Raw genomic sequence first — 19,793 nt, 5'->3', positions numbered from 1 at the left:
CACTGTGCGGTCAGGTGGTGGTATACTGCCGGTGCCGGGGTCAGTCTGGGACCAGCATGGAGAGCCGGGCTGGGGCTTGATCTGGGGCGGGTGTGGGGCCGGAACTGGACTGCGTTTGGACTGGATCTGGCCGAGTTGGAGCCGGGTGTGGGCCAGGTTTAGGCAGGGTTTGGGCAGGGTTTGGGCAGGGTTGGGGCCGGTGCTGTGGGCCGAAAATGGCGGGGTCGGGGATGGTACTGGCCGACCTTGGTACACGCAAAAAAATTTTGCCGGCGGGCGTGACCTTTGTGGGGGGCCAGCCGTCTAAATAGACAGGGCCGGCCGGTGACAGCCGCCGCCCGACCGCACACAGAAAATAAAACCGAGTAAACAGCACAGGAAAAAGAGGACGGCGATATGGCCTTTAGCGATCTTGCATTTTTATTTCTATTTTTGCCGGTGGTGCTGGCGGGCATCTACCTGCTGCCCAGACGGTACCAGGACGGGCTGCTGCTGGCAGCCAGCTTGATATTTTACGCGCTGGGGGTGCGGCAGCGGCCCTGGGCCATAGCGCTGTTTTTGGGGCTGTGTTGGCTGTGCTGGTTTGGCGGCCGCCTGTTGGGGGCCGCCACCCGCTACCGCCGCCAGCTGTTGTGGATGGCCGTGGCGGTGCCGGTGGGCTGCCTGCTGGGCTTTAAATACGCCGGTATCTTTACCGGCACGGCGGTGTGGTTGCCGCTGGGCATGAGCTTTTACACCTTCTCGATGGTGGGGTATCTGTTCGACGTGTACCGGGGCAAGGTGGATGCCGAGCGCTCGCTGGGCCGCTTTTTTACCGCTCAGTGCATGTTTCCCAAGCTGATATCCGGCCCGCTGACGCCGTACGGGCAGATCGCCCCCCAGCTGGGGCGGCGGCGCCTGGACCTGCGTCAGCTGGACACCGGGCTGCGCACCTTTATTTTGGGACTGGGCATGAAGGTGCTGCTGGCCGACCGCATCGGCGGGCTGTGGCGTCAGTTGGGGGCCATTGGGTACCAGAGCATATCCGGCCCGCTGGCCTGGATGGGGCTGGTGGCCTTTTCGCTGCAGCTGTATTTTGACTTCCACGGCTACTCGACCATGGCGGTGGGGCTGGGGCAGATGCTGGGCCTGTCGCTGCCCCAAAACTTTGCGCACCCCTACGCGGCCAAGTCGATGACTGATTTTTGGCGGCGCTGGCACATCACCCTGAGCAGCTGGTTTCGCGACTATGTGTACATCCCGCTGGGGGGCAGCCGCCGGGGGCGGCCGCGGCAGATATGCAACCTGCTGGCGGTGTGGGTGCTCACCGGCATGTGGCACGGCTCGACGGTGAACTTTTTGCTGTGGGGACTGTTTTTGTTTTTGCTGCTGGCGGCCGAAAAGCTCTGGCTCTACGAGCGGCTGCAGCACAGCCGGGTGTGGGGCCACCTGTATATGGCGCTGTGTATCCCGCTGAGCTGGATGCTGTTTGCCATTCCTGATCTGGGCCAGCTGGGGGCATACGCGCAGCGGCTGTGGGGCGGGTTTTCGGCGGCGGCGCTGGCCGGGAGCGACTTTGTGCGCTACGGCGGCCAGTACGGCCTGCTGCTGGTGCTCGGGCTCATCCTGTGTATGCCGGGCCCGGCCCGGCTGTGGCGGCGGGTGCGGCACACGCCGCTGGCCACCGGCTTTTTGCTGGTGGTGTTTTGGGCCTGCTGTTACTGCCTGTCGGCGGGGCTCAACGACCCGTTTATGTACTTTAGCTTTTAGAAAAGAGGTCTATCGATGAGGCGATCATCCCCCCGAGCACTGCTGTGCTACCTGCTCATCTCGGCGGTGGCGGTGAACCTGACCGGGCTGGTGTTGCAGAGGACCGTCTGCCGCGCCACCGGCCAGCTGCAGGATAAATTGCCGGTGGCGGTGCCGTTTTTGCTGCTGCAAGACCCCACCTTGTTGCAGGTGGGAAAGGCAGGCGAAAACGGCGGCCCCAAGGCCCCACCGCCGGGCGGCGCCGACAGCCAGGGCCCGGCCCAGCAGGAGGGCGACGCCGGCAGCGACAGCTCCCAGCTGCAGCCGGCACCCAGCCCGTTTCACCAGGTGGAGCCCAGCTATTTTGACGACGCGCTGTTTATCGGCGACTCGCGCACCGAGGGGCTGTGGGAGTACGGGCGGCTGGGGGCGGCCGACTACTTTTGCGGCTCGGGCATGACGGTGTTCAATGTGTTTGAGCAGCAGAGCTACGTGGACAGCGCCGGCGGCCGCACCGACCTGTTGAGCCTGCTGGCGGCGCGGACATACGGCAAGGTGTACCTGATGCTGGGCATCAACGAGCTGGGGTACGACTTTGACCGGCTGATGGAGCGCTATCAGGCGCTGCTGGGCGAGGTGCGGCGGCTGCAGCCGTCGGCCAAGGTGTTTTTGTGCGGCAACTTACATGTGAGCCGCGAAAAGGTGCAGCGGGTGCAGTGGCTGCACCCGAGCAACATTGAGAACCTGAACGCCCATATCGCCGCGCTGGCCGACGGGCAGCAGGTGTTTTATTTAGACGTAAACCCCGAGTTTTGCGACGGTGAGGGCTATTTGCGGCCCGAGCTGACCGGCGACGGCACCCACCCATTTGCCGCCATCTACCAGGTGTGGGCCCAGTGGCTGTGTAAAAACGGCGTGTAGCGCTGTGACTGACGGCGCCGAAATAACGACATCAAAAGAGGCGCTGGCCCCGACGGGTCAGGCGCCTTTTTTGGCGCCTGTGCGCTGACAAAATTTACAGAATGCCCGAAATTTGGCGACAAACGACACTGTACAAACTGCCCGCCGGTGGAGTATACTAAATAGACATAAGGGCCGCTGCCGAGCGGCGGACCACACGCGGCAAAATACAGAAAAAAGCGCGCGAGAAATGAGGGATAAGCATGAGTTTGCAGGATACACCCCGGGCCAACCGGCTGCATATCGGCATTTTTGGCCGCCGCAACGCCGGCAAGTCCTCACTGCTCAACGCCATAACCGGGCAGCAGCACGCTATCGTCTCGGAGGTGGCGGGCACCACCGCCGACGCGGTGTACAAATCGATGGAGATACACGGGCTGGGGCCCTGCGTGCTCATCGATACTGCCGGTTTCGACGATGAGGGAGAGCTGGGCCAGCTGCGGGTACAGGAGACCGAGAAGGCCGCCTTAAAGACCGACGTGGCGCTGCTGGTATTTGCCCCCGGGCAGGACCTGGCGCTGGAAAAGGCGTGGCTGGAAAAGCTGCTGGGGCACGGCATCCCGGTGATCCCGGTGCTCAACAAGGCCGATATCGCCATGGGCGGCCCCGCCCAAGAGGCGGCCCGGGCCAAAAAAGAGCTGGGCCTGTCGCCGGTGCTGGTGAGCGCCGGCACCGGGGCGGGCATCTCGCAGCTGCGCCAGCAGATCATTCGCGTGCTGCCCGAGGACTACGAGCAGCCCAGCATCACCGGTGAGCTGGTGGAGCCCGGCGACCGGGTGCTGCTGGTGATGCCCCAGGATATCCAGGCACCCAAGGGGCGGCTGATACTGCCCCAGGTACAGGTGACCCGCGACCTGCTGGACCGGGGCTGCGTGATCGTGAGCGCCACCGCAGACCTGCTGGACGCGGCGCTGGCGGCGATGGCCGCCCCGCCGGACCTGATCATCACCGACTCACAGGTGTTTCCGCTGGTGTACCAGAAAAAGCCGCCCGAGAGCCGGCTGACCTCGTTCTCGGTGCTGATGGCCGGCTACAAAGGGGATATAAACACCTTTGTTGAGGGGGCGGCCGCCATTGAGGCGCTGACGGAGAAGAGCCGGGTACTCATTGCCGAGGCCTGCGCCCACGCCCCGCTGGCCGAGGATATCGGCCGCGAAAAGCTGCCCCGCATGCTGCGGCAAAAGGCGGGCCAGGGGCTGGCGGTAGACTTTGTGCGCGGGGGCGACTTCCCCGAAGACCTGACCGGCTACGATCTGGTGCTGCACTGCGGCGCCTGCATGTTCAATCGGCGGCTGGTGCTGGAGCGCATCCGCCAGGCGAGAGAGCAAAAAGTGCCCATCACCAATTACGGGGTGGCGCTGGCGGCGCTGGCCGGTATTTTGGATAAGATCTGCTACTGACCGGCGCGCGGCCTACCGGCTGCACGGCGCCGACAAAAAAAGAGAGAGGACCGCTGCCCGCCGGGGCCGGTCCTCTCTCTTTTTTATGGTGGTGCTGGCGGCGCTGCCGGACCTGTGGGGGGCAGAGCACCGCTGAGGTGCGCCGGATGCCGCCGCCTTTCGCGGTAAAAAATACCGTGTTGGGGGAAAGCCCCCCTCCCGACCGGGTAGCGGTGGCCGCCGCCGGGGAGATGCGCCCGGCGGCGCTAGTCCAGCTCGCCGGCGCGAAACAGCTCGATGAGCCGGTTGCCGATAGAGATGTCGGAGGTGCTGGGGGGAATATCGGCGCGGGCAAACCAGCGGGCATCGGTGAGCTCCTCCTCCTGCAGGGTGATCACATCGGGCCCGTCGAGGTGGGCGACGAAACCGACCATCTCGGTCTCGGAGAAGGGCCAGGGCTGGCTGCCGATATAGCGGATGTCTTTGACGGAGAGGCCCACCTCTTCTCTGGCCTCGCGGGCGACGGTCTGTTCGAATGTCTCGCCGAACTCGACAAATCCGGCCACCAGCGCCCAGTTTGGATAGCTGCTGCGGTCGTTTTTGACCATCAGCAGACGGTCGCCGTCGGTGATGGCGGTGATGACGGCGGGGGAGATCTTGGGGTACTCTACCTGGTGGCAGTTGGGGCACACCATACAGCGCTCCCAATCGCCGCCGCGCATGGGGCTGCCACAGCTGCCGCAAAAGCGGTGGCTGTGCTTCCACCGGTACAGCTGGCCAGCGGTGATGCCGGCAAAGGCCAGGTGCCCCGGCTGCAGGGTGCGAAACTGCAGGGTGGAGCAGGCGCTCAGCGCACCGCTGTACACACCGGGCTTGGCGAGGAGGTAGACGCCCTGATCGTCGATATCGAACAGATGGTCGGCCCCCTGCGCGGCGACGGGGGAAAAGTCGGCGAAGGTGGGCAGGGTGAGCCCGTTTTCGCCGGACTTGAGCAGCACCTGGTCGGGGGCGGGAAAAAACAGCGCAATGTCGCCGGGGACGGGGTCGCGGCGCACAAAGTCGTTGCAGAAGACGTGGGGGTAGATATCCTGGAGCATGAAGAAGGCCTCTTTTCCTGTAACAGTTTAAAAGAGCCCGCGCGGGGCCGGTACGGCATCGGTGGCAAAGAGAATACCGCTTGCCTGCAGGCAAGGCTCGGGCCTGAGCGCGCGGCGGGGCGCGGACAGACGGCTTACAGCGGCGGCTGGGCCATGGCCAGCGTGTCGCCGGTGGGGCGGGCGGTGAGCTCGACCCAGGCGGGGCCAAAACCGGCCCGCAGCGCATTTTTTACCGAGGGGATGTTGGACCAGGCGGCGCAGTAAAAAGGCACCTTGCCGCGGGACAGGATCTCCTGCGACAGCAGGTGGGTCAGCGCGGCGGCGACACCTCTTCGCCGGTAGCCGGGCTGCACGTCGATGCCGATCTGCCACATCGTGTCGCAGTCGGCCGAGCAGCCGGCCAGACCGATGAGATGGGGGCCGTCATAGGCGCCGACGGCCAGCACGTCGAGCTCCCGCCTGGCGTCGCACAGTGCGTTGGGCCAGCGGCCGCCGTGCAGCGGCGCCAACTGTGCAGCTGTCAGCAGCCGCACCGGGTAGGGGCACCCGGCCGGGGCTGAGGCCGAGAGCTGCGGCAAAAAGTATGCGGCCATAAAACAGGGCAGCTGGCCGCGGGGCGCCAGCAGTTGGGTGAGCCGGTGCAGCTGCGGCGTCTCAAAGCAGTGCTCGGGCGGGCAGCTGTTTATGTACTGGCGCACCGGCTGCTCTACCGCCGGGTCGACCGAGGCGACGATGCCGCCGCCGTAAGAGACCAGCTGGCAGTAAAAGGGCAGCTGCAGGTAGCGCCGCGCCCGGGGATGGGGCCGGGAGCGCACCACCGTGTTTTGCCCGCTGACAAGGTCCTCCGGGCGGCAGCCCAGTTCAGTGGCCGACTGGTACAAAGCCGTGTTGAGCAGCTCCTGTTGGGTCACAGAAATACCTCCCCTAAAAGCTGGTGGGCGGGCGTATACACCTATTGTAGCACGAAACAGGTGGGGAATAAAGTGGCGCCGACGGGCACTTGTAAGGCGGCGGGTTTTGCAGTAAACTGAAGGGGTTATAAACGATAAGACGAGGGAGGTGGCGCGAATTGAAGATCATCGACGCGCACATGCACGACTATCAAAACAGCCCCTATTTTGACCAGATCGCCCGCGACGCGGGACACGAGAACTCGGAAGAACACCTGCGGCAGGTATACCGGCAGCTGGGCATTGTCGGCGGGGTGGTGATGGGCAACGGCGGGCTGTCGCTGCAGGAGCACTGTTACCCCGACTTTTTGCACTACTGCATCGGCCTGGACAGCAGCTGCTTTGCCGACGGCCGCCTGCCCGACTGCGCCGACCTGGTAGAGGCGCATCTGCAGCGCCAAAACTGTGTGGGCATCAAGTTGTACCCGGGCTACAGCTACTACTATGTGTTCGACAAGGTGTACGACCCGTTTTACAGGTTGGCCCAGAAGTACCAAAAGCCGGTGGCCATCCACACCGGCGACACCTCGATGGAGACGGCTATTTTAAAGTACGCCCACCCGTTGACTTTAGACGAGGCGGCGGTGCGCTGGCCCAAGGTGCAGTTTGTGATGTGCCACTTTGGCAACCCCTGGCTGACCGACGCGGCTGAGGTAGTGGCCAAAAACCCCAACGTGGCGGCCGATCTCTCGGGCTGGGCGGTGGGGCGCTTTTCGCTGGGCGATTTTGCCGACCAGTACAGCGGCTACCTGCAGCAGCTGCGCACCTGGACGGGGTATGTGGGCGACTACAGCCAGCTGATGTTCGGCACCGACTGGCCGCTGGTGAACCTGTCGGATTACATCGATCTCATCCGCTACCTCATTCCCGAGCGGGCGCAGGAACAGGTGTTTTTTGAAAATGCCAACCGCATCTGGGCACTGGGGCTGTAGAGCGGCGGCACAGGACCCGGGCGGGCGAAAAAAGTGGGCGGCGCGATAGAGAGCGCCGCCCACTTTTTTGCCGTTGGCCGTCAGGTGATCTTAAACCGTTTCCAGCGGCCGGAGCGGTAGCGCCACACCACGAACAGGCAGGCGATGACCCAGGCCGGCGGCATACTGACGTAATAGCAGCGAAAACCCACGGCGGTGCCGGCCAGCGCAAAGGAGAGCGCCAGCCGGATGCCCAGGCTGATAAATCCCGATGCGGCGGGGACCTTTACGTCGCCGGCGCCCTGCAAAAAGCCGCAGGTGATGGTGGAGATGGTACTGACCCAGATAAAGAGCATGAGCAAATCGAGGTGTTCTTTGCCCCGCAGCAGAGCCTGGCCGCTGATGCCGAACATGCAGAGCAGTCTGCGGTCGAGCAGGATGATGAGCACCGCCAGTACCGCACTGATGCAAACGCCCATCTGCACGGTGACGCGATAGCCCTTTTTGGCCCGATCGACCTGACCGGCACCGATATTTTGCCCCACAAAGCTGGCCATGGCGGCACTAAAGCTCTCGGAGGGAATATGGGCCAGCTGTTCGATGCGCTGCAGGGCCGAGAAGCCCTCGATGCTGGCGGTGCCGAAGGAGTTGACCAGCCGCTGCAACACGATAAAGCCCATCGAGCTGACCATGCCCTGAAACATGATGGGCACGCTCAGGCGGGTGAGCTGCCACGACCGCCGCCGCCAGCTGCGCAAAAAAAGCCGGCCGGGCAGCAGGTCGGGGAACAGGCGGCGCAGGTAGAGGATGCTGGCGACAGCCGAACCGGCCTGCGAGATGACGGTGGCCGCTGCCGCCCCCACCACCCCCCAGTGCAGAGCGATGACGAACAGGCAGTCGAGCGCGACGTTGAGCACGGCCGAGATGAGCAAAAACAGCAGCGCCCCCTTGGAGTTGCCATAGGCCCGCAGCGCCCCGTAGGTGACGTTATACAGCAGCTGAAAGATGAGCCCGCCGCAGTAGACCAGGTAGTAGCCCAAGCTGTTTTGCCGCATGGCCGCCGGCGTTTTCATAAAGCCCCAGATGAGCGGCTTGGCGGTGAGCGCACAGAGCAGCGTAACGGCGATACCGGCGGCTGCGGCCAGCAGATAGGCGGCGGTGATGACTTCGCGCATCTCGCGCTGGCGGCGGGCGCCAAAATACTGGGAGATAGCGATACAGGTGCCCGAGCCCAGACCGGTGCCCACCGCGCCCAGCAGCCAAGCCATAGGGGCGGTGAGCCCCACTGCCCCCAGCGCTGACGAGCTGACGAAGTTGCCCACGATGATGCTGTCGACCAGATTGTAGAGCACCTGCAGCAAGCTGGCCCCCATAATGGGCAGCGAGAACAGCAGGATGGTCCTGCGCGCGGGGCCGGTGGTCATATCGCTGTGCATACGCGTCTCCCCTTTTTTACGAGAGATCTCCCGTTTCTATAGGTGTTTCTGTACACATTGTACGCGGTCATGGCGGAGTTGTCAATTGCTAACTGCATGCGGGAGCGGCGTGCAGCCGACGAAGGAGGAGCTGCGCGGCTGGGGGCGAGGTGAAGCTGCCGCCGCAGACGGACCGGTGGAGCTCTCTGTTGGTGCCTGGTGGGGGGCTGCCGGGCCGGTGAAACGGGTGTAACGAGCCTGGGGCGGGACAGCGAGTAATGGCCCGGCACCGGCAGACGCCCGGCGACAGCAGGCTGACAGTCGCCGACGGTGCGCGATAGGTCGGCCCGCTGGCGGCCGCGCGCTGATGTGTGGTTGGTGTGCGGCCGGGTCTTGGGCGCAGCTGCACGGTAGGAGCAGCGGTGGCCGGGCCTTTTTGGGAGAGGAACGCCGGTGTACCCACTGTAGACGAGAAGGCGGGTCCTGTGATAAAATAGAGCAAAAGGTGTAGATTTATAGGATAAAGGAGGGGTCGTGGTGAACAAGATACAGGTCTATCACAGCTCCGACACCAACATTTTGGTGTGGGATATGCTGGTGAGCGTGCTGGTGCTCACCTTGGCGCTGTCGCAGTTCACTGCGCTGCACACCGCTTTTTGCCTGCTCATCGCCATCAGTATTACGGTGGTCATCGTGGCCGTGTGGCACACGCGGGTGGGGTTTTGGCTGGTGTCGGCGGTGTTCAGCGCCTTTTGGGGCGGCTTGGCTTACGGCATCACCGCCCTGTTTACCGAGGACGCGATCTGGCAGTGGATGGTGTTTGGACTGGCGGTGCTGGTGGCGCTGGGCAGCCACCTGTTGGCCCGGCGTTACACCCAGAATATCGAGGAGGTATAGCGGGCCCCGGGCGCCAGACCTCACCGGCCCAGTGCCGGCAGAGAGAAAAACAGAGGACTACACAGCCGATCGGCTGCGCGGTCCTCTGTTTGATTTTGCCTGTTGTGCCCCGAGCAGCGCTTGGCACCGGCACCGCCGGGGCCGTTTGCGGATCATTTGGGTCCCAGAACGCCGCACCGATCACTGGAAAGCTGCCGCCAGCAATCAGAGTTTGGCGGCGATACCGGCGGACGGCTGTCGGGGCAAAAGCCCCGCCGGCAGTGTACAGGCGCTGCCCAAAACGGCGTCAGACCGGCCGTCTTATTGGTGCAGGCGGGTAAAGATACCAGCTGCCGAAAACGCACCTCACCGATGGATAGCGAGGACCGGCGCGCCGCCGCGATACCGGCCGCCCATCATCGCACCGCCACGGCAGCGGCAGCACGTGGCACAGCGGCAATGAGCGCGGCAGCGGCCAAGCTGACGGAGGTCTGGCCGCTGCCGTTTACACCATACAGCAGATATGCTGCTGTAAACGGGGGCGAAAACAGCGGCGGCTCCCGCCAGACAGGTTCGGGTGATACCGCCGGGCCGGTGGCGCACAGACGCATCTCCTGGGCGGCAGCGGGGCGGATCGGTGCTGCCGGGCTACTGTTCGGGCGGGCTCTCGGGGGTGCTACCGGGGGCGGAGGCCGCCCCATGCTCGGCCCGCGTGGCAGCCGGCAGGTGGGCGCTGTGCCACTGGGCGATCTGCTCCATGCGCTGTGCTACCTTTTTTTCGCTGCCCTGGTCGGTGGGGCGGTAGTACTGCCGCCCCTGCAGGTCGTCGGGCAGGCACTGCATGTCGGTGAGCTTGGCGGCGCTGTCGTGGGCGTACTGGTAGCCGGCGCCGTAGCCCAGGTCTTTCATCAGGCCGGTGGGGGCGTTGCGTATCTGCAGCGGTACCGGTTGCGCCAGCCGCTGCAGCGCGTCTTTTTTGGCCGACTCGTAGGCCGTATACAGGGCGTTTGACTTGGGTGCCAGAGACAGATAGGTCACCGCATGGGTCAGGTGGACGCTGCACTCGGGCATGCCGATAAAGTGGCAGGCCTGGTAGGCGGCCACCGTGACTTCCAGCGCGCGGCTGTCGGCCATACCCACATCCTCGCTGGCAAAGCGCACCAGCCGCCGGGCCACGTACAGCGGGTCCTCGCCGGCCTCCAGCATGCGGGCCAGCCAGTACACCGCCGCTTGCACGTCGCTGTTGCGCATCGACTTGTGCAGGGCCGAGATGAGGTTGTAGTGCTCCTCGCCGTTTTTGTCGTACAGCAGCGACTTTTTGCCGATACATTGGCCCAGGCTCTGCGGGGTGACGACCGTTTTATCCTGGGTGCGCTGGCCGTTGAGCACCGCCATCTCCAATGTGTTGAGGGCCACCCGTGCGTCGCCGTTTGCAAACTGGGCGATGGCGGAGATGCAGTCGTCGCTGATCTCGATATTCTGGCGGCCAAAGCCCCGCTCATCGGCCAGCGCCCGGCGCAGCAGGCCGGATAGGTCTTCGGCGGTCAGCGGCTCGAGCACGAACACCTTGCACCGCGACAGCAGCGCGGCGTTTATCTCGAACGACGGGTTTTCGGTGGTGGCGCCGATGAGGATGATGCTCCCCTTTTCTACAAATGGCAAAAAAGCGTCTTGCTGGGCCTTGTTGAAGCGGTGTATCTCGTCGACGAAGAGGATGGTCTTTTCGCCCATGCGGCGGCTCTGCTCGGCGCTCTGCATGACGGTGCGGATCTCTTTGATGCCGCTGGTCACGGCGCTGAAGTCGACGAACTCGGCCTGGGTGCGGGCGGCGATGATGCGCGCCAGCGTGGTCTTGCCCACCCCCGGCGGGCCCCAGAAGATCATGGAGCACACCTGGTCGCGCTCGATGAGCTGCCGCAGCACCTTGCCCGGCCCCAGCAGCTGCCTTTGGCCCAGGTACTCGTCGAGGTCGCGCGGGCGCAGCTTGCTGGCCAGCGGGTCGTGCAGCTGGCGGTCGTCAAACAGAGACTGCTGAGACATGAAATTCACCCCTTAAAAAATAAACATCTGTTTTTATTGTAGGGCTGTCGGCGCCGCCCGTCAAGCGGCTGCGCTCAAATAAAAAGGCGCCCGGCCCAGCAGGGTCGGGCGCCGGTAGCGCGCCTTTGGGTATTAGACCACGGCGATCTCGTCCTGCCCGGTGACCGGCAGGCCCTGCGCCTTTTGTAGACAGGCCTGGTATTGGCCCATGGGCATGGGGCGGGCGCAGTAGTAGCCCTGGATGTAGTCGGCCTGCATGGTGTGCAGCAGGTCGTACTGGTCTTTTTGCTCGACCCCCTCTACAACGACTGCCAGCCCCAGCGAGCGAAACAGGGCCAAGCTGTTTTTGAGGATGAGCCGGGTCTTTTCGTCGTCGACCAGGTGGTCGACCATGCTCTTATCGATCTTCACCGCGTCGATGGGCATGGTACAGACCGACCCCACCGACGAGAAGCCGGAGCCGAAGTCGTCCATGAGGATCTGCACCCCGTGGCGGCGAAAGCGGCCCAGGCTCTGGGCCAGAATGTCGCGGTTTTCAAAGAGGGCCGTCTCGGTCAGCTCGATCTGGATCAGGTCGTGGGGGAGGTGATAGCGGTCGATCACCGCCAGATAGCGGTCGACAAAGTCGAGCCGGTACAGGTGCAGCTGCGAGGCGTTGACCGAGATGGGGCCGGGCTGCAGCCCGGCGTCGAGCCAGCGGCGCATCTGCCGGCACACCGCGGCGAACACTCGGCGGTCGAGGTCGATGATGCCGCCGTTTTGCTCTAAAACGGGGATGAACGCGCCGGGCGAGATCCACCCATTTTGCGGCGAGTGCCAGCGCACCAGCGCCTCGGCCCCGTGAAAACTGCCGGCATGCAGGTCGTATTTGGGCTGAAAGTACAGCTGCAGCTGGCCGCTCTCCAGCGCCCCGTCAAAGTGGTTGGCGAGCTCCTGCTGCCGCACCAGCTGCCGGCGCAGTGCGCCGTCGTACAGGCCGCAGGGCTGGCTGGCGTTTTGGCGGCTGTGGTCCATGGCCAGCTTGGCCCGGTCGATCATCCCCTCGAGGGTGAGCGTACGGTCCTGCACGGGGTACACGCCCGCCCGCAGCCGCACCTGGTAGATGAGATCGCCGTCGCGCTTGTCGGCCCGGGCCTGCACCTTGTGCAGCAGCTCGGTCACCCGGTTTTGCAGCAGCTGTACATCGCGGCAGTGCAGCAGCAGAACAAATAGGTCGGCCTGCATGCGGGCGGCATACTCGCCCCCGGCAATGTTTTCGCCGATGCACTCGGCCACGGTGCGCAGCACGGCGTTACCCTCGTCGTAGCCGTAGAGGTCGTTTATATACTGGAACTTTTTCACGTTGAGGCACACCAGCGCATAGGGGGTGCGGTCTTTGCCGCCAAACAGCGCCGCGGCGTCGAGACGAAACTTGGCAAACGAGCCCTGGCCGGTGACCTCGTCGACCATCACCAGCTGTTCCACCCGGTCGCGGTAACCGCGGTACATGGCGACGATGCGCCAGATGAGGTAGCAAAACAGCAGCACGCTGCCCAAAAGCAGCAGGTAAGTGGGCACCAGCGTGCCGTTTATCGACTTGTCGATCACCTCGGAGGGGACCACGCTGAGTAGATACCAGTCGCCCACCTCCAGCGGCTGGTAGTACAGGTAGCGCTGGGTGCCGTCCTCCCGGTCAAACAGCATCACCCCCTGCTCGCCGTTTTGCACCGCCTCCTGCAGCCGCTGTACCTTCTCCTCGTTTTGCCGAGAATAGGCGGCGGTGGCGCTGTAAAAGTTGCTGAACTGCTGGCTGAGAAGGTTGGTAGAGCCGCTGATGCAGTCGCCGTTTTGACGGATGATGTAGGAGTAGCCGGCCCCCTTAAAAGAGGAGACCGACAGCAGATTTTTATAGTACTGAGTAGAGTAGGTGCCAAACAGCACGCAGCGGCTGCCGTCGGCAAAGGTGAGCGGTGTGCTGTACACGGTGACGCTCTCGCCATCGACCAGGTCGCGCACGGTGTTGGTGACCGAGGTCTGCCCTTCCATGGCGCTGGCAAAGCGGGCGTAGCCCTCGTCGTCGAGCACCACGTCTTTATGGTCGGTCGAATAGGAGGTGTGGTCGGGCAGCACGATGCCCATGCGCTTAAAGTTGTTCTCTTTATCCACCGGGATGAGTTTTTGCAACAGTGTGGGCGGGTCGAGCGTCTCCTCCTGTCCCAGCAGCACGGCCAGATTTACCAGCAGCGTCTTGTTGCGGGAGATCTCTTTTTGCATCACTTCCACGCTCTGGCTGGAGATCTCGGACAGCGTGGTGAGCACCCGCTCGCGGGAGTCTTTTTGCACCTGAAACGAAAAAAAGGCAGCAAAAAGAACGACGATCAGCACCGTGAGACCGACGTCGAAGTATATTTTTTTAACGCTTTTCGTGCGGGGCTGCATAGAGGCACCGTCCTGTACGGCCAGCGGCACTGTTTGGGCAGTGAGTGCTTTTGTGCACACCAGCATATAGTCTGTTTAAAAACAGTATAGCATCAGTGCCGCCAAAAGTCGACTGTTTTTGTGCGTTGTACAGCGCCCCGGCACTGCGCCCGGTCGCCGTGCCGCCCGCGGCGCTTGCAGCAGCACACGGCGGCTCGCCCCGCGGCCCCTGTATGCCGGTTGCGAGCAGAGACCGAGCGGCGGCTCGGCCGCCCGGCACATACAAAAAGCCCCCACCGTGCGGTAGGGGCTTTTTGCGTAAAAACAGAAAATAGGAAAATAGGATACCCACAGTGTAAAATGAACAGTATAAAACACTGTGCGCAGGTCTTTTAGCAACTCCAGTATAGTACAGCCGGCAGCCTGTTGTAAATATCTAAACGACACGTATTTTCTGTAAAAATTTTAGATATATCGCTGGTTATAAATCGTCGGCGTCCTGGACCGGGCGTTCGTTGGGGTCGGCGGGGACGCCGGTGTACGAGCCCTGGGGATCGGTGACGATGTGGTCGTCAAAGTTGGCGATCGTATCCGGGCCCAGCTGGCCGGCCCGCGGCGACTTTTTGCTGTGGCGGCTCTGGCCGCCCTGACGGTGACAGTTTTGCATGGTGTGCCTCCTCGCTGTGTGCGGCCGGGACAGGAGCCCGGCCTGTGGATATAAAAATTACCGGTGTTTTTAGTGTGCCCGCCGGCGCGAAAATATTGTGACCGCACCGGATTTTTGCCGGTGACAAATTGCCGCCGGCGCTGGATTTATGGGCGCAGATACGCTATACTGGGGACGTTAGACAAATTGTGCGCACCTGCGACGATTTTTTTGAGGAGGAGACCCGGTCATGGACATACAGAAGATGGATCTTGCCGGCAGCTTTGCCGACGCCGCCCAGCGCATCCAGGGGCAGCTGGCGGCGCTGCCCAGCGCGGCACTCGACGACTTTGACCCCCAGGAGACGGTTTTGGCGGTCATCGATATGAACAACGGCTTTGCCAAAGGCGGCGCGCTGTACAGCCCCTATGTAGAGGCCATCATCCCCGCGGTGCGGGCGCTCACCACCCGCTGCCGGGAGAAGAATATCCTCTCGGTGCTGTACACCGACTGCCACGGCCCCCAGTCGCCGGAGTTTGCCAGCTTTCCGCCCCACTGTGTGCGGGGCAGCGGCGAGGAGCAGATCATCGACGAGCTGCGCGATATCGAGGGCGTGCAGATCGTGGAGAAAGCCAGCACCAACGGCTTTTACAACTGGTACATCAAAGAGCTGCTGGACACCTACGAGATCAAAAAGCTCATCGTCTGCGGCTGTGTCACCGATATCTGCGTGTACCAGTTCTGCCAGGCGGTAAAGACCTACTGCACCCAAAACGACCGGGAGCTTGCCGTGGTGGTGCCGCTGGATTGCGTCGACACCTACGACATTCCCGGCGTACACGGGCGCGACTTTGCCAACGCGGCCGCCTGCGCCTCGCTGCTGGCCGGTGGCATCACGCTGGTGCGGCACATCGACTGATCGGCTGCGCGACCCAAGGAGGATAGAGAAGAGATGGAGAAAAAGATCGCCCCGGCCCCCAAGCGGCGGGGCCCGTTTTACGGCTGGGTGGTGGTGGGCGCCGCCTTTGTGCTGATGGCGGCGGCCATGGGCATCACTTATAACTGCAACAGCGTGTTCATCAAGCCCATCTGTGCGGACATGGGCTACACCCGTCCCCAGGCGGCCATGATCCAGACCATCATGTCGGTGGGTATGGTGGCGGTGTCGCTGTTTGCCGGCAAGCTGTTCGAAAAGTTTTCGCTGCTGGCGCTCATGCGCATAAGCAGCGTGGTGGTGGGCGCGGCCTACTTCTGCTACGCCTTTGCCCAAAACCTGGTGCTGTATTACGCGCTGGCGGTGGTGGTGGCGGTGAGCTCCACGCTGCTGACGATACTGCCGCTGTCGATCATCATCAACAACTGGTTTTACGAGCGCAAAGGGCTGGCTATCGGGCTGGCCTTTATGGGCAGCGGCGTGGGCGGCATGCTGTTCAACTCACTGGCCGGGCTGTGGATCGAGCAGCTGGGCTGGCGTGCCGCCTACCAGATACTGGGCGTCATCATGCTGGTGCTGCTGGTGCCCTGCACCTTTTTTGTCATCAAGGTGCACCCGCGCGATATGGGGCTTTCCCCGCTGGGTGCCGAGACCGAGGCCGGTCAGCCGGCGCGGCCCGAGCAGCCGGCCCTGGGCGCCCCCTTTAAGCGCCCGGCCTTTTGGGGGGTGTGCATTGCCGCCTGTGTAATGGCGGTGGGCGGCAATACGATGGTGCAGATCGTGGCGCCCCACTACTCCGACGCGGGCTACTCGGCCACCTTTGCCGCCAATCTGTCGGCGGCGGCGCTGGGGGCGCTGGCAGTGGGCAAGCTCATCGTGGGGCAGATGTTTGACCGTCTGGGCCCCAAAAAGACCACCATCATCTGCAGTGTCGCCACCGTTATCGGCCTGGGGTCGCTGTTTTTGCCGCGGTTCGCCCCGGCCATCGGCGGGCTGATGCTGGGGGTGGGGCTGGGCAGCGCTTTTGGCTCGGTGGGCATCCCCATCCTCACCCATTTTGCCTTTGGCCAGCGTCGCTACCAGGCGTCGTATGCCATCGTCAACGCCTTCAACTCGGTGGGTGGGGTCATCGCCCCCATCCTCACCAACGCCATTTTCGACGTCAGCGGCGGGTATGACCTGTCGTTTTGGGTGTGTATCATCTTTGCGGTGTTCTCGGGCGCGGTGTATACCCGTGTGCTGAGCGGCCGCGCGCAAGAGAGCTAGTTTCTTATTTCGTTTATCGCCGGCGGTACCACTTGTGTGCCGCCGGCTATTTTTTTGTAAAATGCTGTAATGAAACCATCTATTTTTGCACCAACAGGTATAGGAGGTGAAGAGGTGCCGGATTTTTTAGAGCTGTACACCCGGTATTACCGGCAGGTATATGCCTGGTGCATGGCGCTGTGCCGCGACCCGCATCAGGCACAGGACCTGACCCAGGAGGCCTTTTGTCGGGCGATGCAGGCCATGGGCAGTTTTCGCGGCGACTGTACGGTGGCGACCTGGCTGCGGGGTATCGCCAAAAACTGCTACCGGGAACAGCAGCGGCGGCAGGAGAGCACCGCCGCCCAACTGCCGGAGATGGCCGACCCCGGTCGGGGGCCGGAACAGTCGCTGTGCGACGGCGACGGTGCAGTGGAGGTGTACCGCATCCTGCACCGGCTGTCCCAGCCCTATCAGGAGGTGTTTTATCTGCGCGTTTGCGGTGAGCTGTCCTTTGCGGACATCGGCCGCATATTTGAAATGAGCCCCAACTGGGCCCGGGTCACCTTTTACCGGGCTCGCCAGAAGATAGCGGAGAGGATGAGTAGAGATGGATCAAGTGAGCTGTGAAGTGGTGGCCGACTTGCTGCCACTGTACGCCGACGGCGCCTGCAGCGGCGGCAGTCGAGCGCTGGTAGAGAGCCATTTGGCCGGCTGCGCACAATGCGCCCGCAAGCTGGCCGAGATGGGGGATGATCGGGCCGAGCAGCTGGTGGAGGCGGATGCCCAAAGACAGCTGAAAGAGCTGGCGAGGAGACATACTCGGCGGCGGGTATCGGTGCTGGCGGCGCTGGTGGTGTTGGTGGGGCTTTTGTGCACCATGTGGGTATTTTACCGCCGTGCCGAAGCCGAGGCGGCCAGCTTTAGCTGCCAGATATCGCGCAGCAGCACCTATGACCAGATTATGGATGGGCTGCTGGAGGGGATGCATCCCCGATTGCCCAAAAAGGGGCGTTACCGGCTGCGCATCAGGGCCGGTGCCAGCAGCGGGGCAATACGGGTGGCGCTGACCTCCGGTACCGGGTACAAGACCTACTACACCGTTTCCGGCAGCCAACTGGATGAGGAACAGACACTGCAACTGGATGAGGGAAGCTATGTGCTGGCGATTTATCTGGATGGAGATACCGCCGGTTCTGCGGTGGATTATGCGGTGACGCTGGAGGCCGTGGGGAAAAAATGACCCCGCAGCCGGGGAAAAAGGTCGGTGATACAGCAAAAAAGGCAGGCGGCGAAAAGACCGTCTGCCTTTTTGGGTGCATGCTTGTATATGTCACGGATAGGGAAAAGGCGTGTTAGATGCGCCACTCCTGGCTGTCGTCGGGGCTCTGGATGTGCAGCTGGGGCGGCTGGATGCGCACCTTGGCGTCACTGGGGATCGAGCGGGTGATAAAGGCGTTGCCGCCGATCACCGCATTTTGGCCAATGACCGTGTCGCCGCCCAATATCGTGCAGCCGCAGTAGATAGTCACCCCGTCCTGCACGGTGGGGTGGCGCTTTTTGCCCCGCAGGCTCTGCCCGCCGCGGGTCGAGAGCGCCCCCAGCGTCACCCCCTGATACAGTTTTACCCCGGTGCCGATCTGGCAGGTCTCGCCGATGACGATGCCGGTGCCGTGATCGATGCAGAAGTAGGGTCCGATCTGCGCCCCGGCATGGATGTCGATGCCGGTCTTCTGGTGGGCGTACTCGGTCATGATGCGGGGGATCAGCGGCACCTGCAGCGCGTAAAGCTGGTGGGCCAATCGGTAGATGGAGATGGCGAATATCCCGGGGTAGCACAAGAGGATCTGGGCCTGGCTCTCGGCGGCGGGGTCGCCGTCAAAGGTGGCCTGCACATCGGTGAGGATGGTGTCGCGGATCTGCGGCAGCTGGGCCAAAAAGGCGGCGGTGCGCTCGTCGGCCTGCGGCTGTAGCTGAGCGGCCGGGCGGCCGTCCTGTTGCGCCAGCGCCAGTGCGATCTGGGCCGATAGCTTTTCGGCCAGCTCGGCCAGCGTGTTCTCGGGCCGGTCCGACACCGCCGACAGCCGGGGGTACAGGCAGGGGAACAGCAGATGGCGCAGCCCGGTGACGATCTGGACCACCGCCGCCTTTTGCGGCAGGGCAGACATGGCATCACAGAGCACGCCCTGACCACCGGCCCCCAGCCGGCAGCCGGTATCCAGCGCGCCGGCGGCCTGCAGTGCAGCTTCTCTCAGGTCAGTCATCCTGGTCCACCCCCTCTATATCAAACAGCGGGGTCGAGAGGTAGCGCTCGCCGGTATCCGGCAGCAGCGCCACGATGGTCTTGCCGGCGTTCTGCGGCTCGGCAGCCAGCTCTAGCGCCGCATACAGCGCCGCCCCGCTCGAGATACCGGCCAGTATCCCTTCGCTGCGGGCCAAGTCGTGGGCGGCCTGCATGGCGCTGTCGCCGGTCACCTGCACCACCCGGTCCACCGCGCTGCGGTCGTAGTTGCCGGGGATAAAGCCGGCGCCGATGCCCTGGATCTTGTGGGGGCCGGGCTTACCGCCCGAGAGCACCGGCGAGTCGCTGGGCTCAACGGCCACCACCTGCACGCCGGGCTTTTTGGCCTTCAGCGCGCGGCCAACGCCGCTGACGGTGCCGCCGGTACCCACCCCGGCCACAAAAATGTCCACTTCGCCGTCGGTGTCGCGCCAGATCTCCTCGCCGGTGGTCTGCAGGTGGGCGGCGGGGTTGGCCGGATTTTCAAACTGCTGGGGGATGATCGACCCCGGTATCTGCCGCTGCAGCTCCTTTGCTTTGGCGATCGCGCCGTTCATGCCCTGCGCGCCGGGGGTCAGCACCAGCTCGGCGCCGTAAAAGGCGATGAGCTTGCGCCGCTCGATGCTCATGGTGTCGGGCATGACGATGATGAGCCGCAGCCCCAGCGCGGCGCTGGCCATAGCCAGGCCGATACCGGTGTTGCCGCTGGTGGGCTCGATGAGCGTGGTGCCCGCCGGCAGCCGCCCCTCTTTTTGAAAGGTGCGGATCATGTTCAGCGCCACCCGGTCCTTGACCGAGCCGCCGGGGTTGCGGCTCTCTACCTTTACCAGCACGCGGGCGCCGGCGCCTTTGGCGGCGGCCAAGCGGTCCACCGCCACCAGCGGGGTGTTGCCTATGGTCTCGAGAATGTTTTTAGAGATATTTTTCACAGTTG

Annotated in this window: 17 protein-coding genes; 9 read left to right on the top strand and 8 right to left on the bottom strand. The window is 63.5% G+C overall.

All coding sequences use genetic code 11. The features are described 5' to 3' along the window. The first annotated feature begins 396 nt into the window (after positions 1-396). The 3 genes from H8K20_RS07400 (at position 397) to hydF (ending at position 4,088) form a co-directional block, all read left to right on the top strand. Positions 397-1,749 carry an MBOAT family O-acyltransferase gene (locus H8K20_RS07400; RefSeq protein WP_186487955.1) on the top strand — a complete coding sequence of 451 codons (1,353 nt, stop codon included), beginning with the start codon at positions 397-399 and terminating at the stop codon, positions 1,747-1,749. 15 nt (positions 1,750-1,764) lie between these two features. Next, on the top strand, positions 1,765-2,649 hold the full coding sequence (locus tag H8K20_RS07395) for a GDSL-type esterase/lipase family protein (RefSeq protein ID WP_186487954.1): 885 nt from the start codon (positions 1,765-1,767) through the stop codon (positions 2,647-2,649). Positions 2,650-2,891: 242 nt separating this feature from the next. Then, on the top strand, positions 2,892-4,088 hold the full coding sequence (hydF, locus tag H8K20_RS07390) for a [FeFe] hydrogenase H-cluster maturation GTPase HydF (RefSeq protein ID WP_105205480.1): 1,197 nt from the start codon (positions 2,892-2,894) through the stop codon (positions 4,086-4,088). 245 nt (positions 4,089-4,333) lie between these two features. On the opposite strand, the gene nudC is transcribed toward hydF, so the two are convergent. Next, positions 4,334-5,164, bottom strand: coding sequence for an NAD(+) diphosphatase (gene nudC / locus H8K20_RS07385; protein ID WP_186487953.1), 831 nt, complete (start codon positions 5,162-5,164; stop codon positions 4,334-4,336). A 134-nt stretch (positions 5,165-5,298) separates the two neighbouring features. After that, positions 5,299-6,075 carry a GNAT family N-acetyltransferase gene (locus H8K20_RS07380; RefSeq protein ID WP_186487952.1) on the bottom strand — a complete coding sequence of 259 codons (777 nt, stop codon included), beginning with the start codon at positions 6,073-6,075 and terminating at the stop codon, positions 5,299-5,301. A gap of 158 nt (positions 6,076-6,233) precedes the next feature. On the opposite strand from H8K20_RS07380, the gene H8K20_RS07375 reads away from it, so the two are divergent. Further along, positions 6,234-7,046 (top strand): amidohydrolase family protein, encoded by an 813-nt coding sequence (locus tag H8K20_RS07375; protein ID WP_186487951.1) that lies wholly within the window; start codon positions 6,234-6,236, stop codon positions 7,044-7,046. Between the two features lie 80 nt (positions 7,047-7,126). On the opposite strand, the gene H8K20_RS07370 is transcribed toward H8K20_RS07375, so the two are convergent. Continuing rightward, a complete protein-coding gene (locus H8K20_RS07370; protein ID WP_105205484.1) occupies positions 7,127-8,461 on the bottom strand; it encodes an MATE family efflux transporter in 1,335 nt (444 codons plus the stop codon). Between the two features lie 516 nt (positions 8,462-8,977). Between H8K20_RS07370 and H8K20_RS07365 the strand changes: the two genes are divergently transcribed. Then, on the top strand, positions 8,978-9,337 hold the full coding sequence (locus tag H8K20_RS07365) for a hypothetical protein (RefSeq protein WP_186487950.1): 360 nt from the start codon (positions 8,978-8,980) through the stop codon (positions 9,335-9,337). Positions 9,338-9,964: 627 nt separating this feature from the next. On the opposite strand, the gene H8K20_RS07360 is transcribed toward H8K20_RS07365, so the two are convergent. The 3 genes from H8K20_RS07360 to H8K20_RS07350 all read right to left on the bottom strand — a co-directional run bounded on the left by H8K20_RS07360 (position 9,965) and on the right by H8K20_RS07350 (position 14,420). Next, positions 9,965-11,356: a replication-associated recombination protein A gene (locus H8K20_RS07360; RefSeq protein WP_186487949.1), complete on the bottom strand. Its 1,392-nt coding sequence runs from the start codon at positions 11,354-11,356 to the stop codon at positions 9,965-9,967. Between the two features lie 132 nt (positions 11,357-11,488). Continuing rightward, positions 11,489-13,774, bottom strand: a complete 2,286-nt coding sequence (locus H8K20_RS07355; protein ID WP_186487948.1) for a bifunctional diguanylate cyclase/phosphodiesterase — start codon at positions 13,772-13,774, stop codon at positions 11,489-11,491. 460 nt (positions 13,775-14,234) lie between these two features. Then, on the bottom strand, positions 14,235-14,420 hold the full coding sequence (locus H8K20_RS07350; RefSeq protein WP_186488238.1) for a hypothetical protein: 186 nt from the start codon (positions 14,418-14,420) through the stop codon (positions 14,235-14,237). A 229-nt stretch (positions 14,421-14,649) separates the two neighbouring features. On the opposite strand from H8K20_RS07350, the gene H8K20_RS07345 reads away from it, so the two are divergent. From H8K20_RS07345 to H8K20_RS07330, 4 genes are all read left to right on the top strand, one after another. After that, the gene (locus H8K20_RS07345) at positions 14,650-15,318 is read left to right on the top strand and encodes a cysteine hydrolase family protein (protein WP_154867271.1); all 669 of its coding nucleotides are present in this window, start codon (positions 14,650-14,652) and stop codon (positions 15,316-15,318) included. A 33-nt stretch (positions 15,319-15,351) separates the two neighbouring features. After that, entirely contained in the window at positions 15,352-16,599 is a 1,248-nt protein-coding gene (locus H8K20_RS07340; protein WP_186487947.1) for an MFS transporter, read from the top strand. Positions 16,600-16,713: 114 nt separating this feature from the next. After that, complete coding sequence (locus tag H8K20_RS07335) at positions 16,714-17,208, top strand: sigma-70 family RNA polymerase sigma factor (protein WP_186487946.1); 495 nt, start codon at positions 16,714-16,716, stop codon at positions 17,206-17,208. Continuing rightward, positions 17,189-17,821 carry a zf-HC2 domain-containing protein gene (locus H8K20_RS07330; protein WP_186487945.1) on the top strand — a complete coding sequence of 211 codons (633 nt, stop codon included), beginning with the start codon at positions 17,189-17,191 and terminating at the stop codon, positions 17,819-17,821. Before H8K20_RS07335 ends, H8K20_RS07330 begins: the two co-directional genes overlap by 20 nt. A gap of 112 nt (positions 17,822-17,933) precedes the next feature. On the opposite strand, the gene H8K20_RS07325 is transcribed toward H8K20_RS07330, so the two are convergent. Together H8K20_RS07325 and cysK are read right to left on the bottom strand one after the other, a co-directional pair. Beyond that, positions 17,934-18,842, bottom strand: coding sequence for a serine acetyltransferase domain-containing protein (locus H8K20_RS07325; RefSeq protein WP_186487944.1), 909 nt, complete (start codon positions 18,840-18,842; stop codon positions 17,934-17,936). Next, positions 18,835-19,788 carry a cysteine synthase A gene (gene cysK, locus H8K20_RS07320; RefSeq protein ID WP_186487943.1) on the bottom strand — a complete coding sequence of 318 codons (954 nt, stop codon included), beginning with the start codon at positions 19,786-19,788 and terminating at the stop codon, positions 18,835-18,837. The genes H8K20_RS07325 and cysK overlap by 8 nt, the downstream gene beginning before the upstream one ends. Positions 19,789-19,793: the final 5 nt, after the last annotated feature.

This window comes from Neobittarella massiliensis (ex Bilen et al. 2018) (assembly GCF_014269355.1).
Taxonomy (GTDB): domain Bacteria; phylum Bacillota; class Clostridia; order Oscillospirales; family Ruminococcaceae; genus Neobittarella; species Neobittarella massiliensis.
Note: the sequence above shows the minus strand (reverse complement) of the source record. Positions and strands in the feature narration are given on the sequence as shown.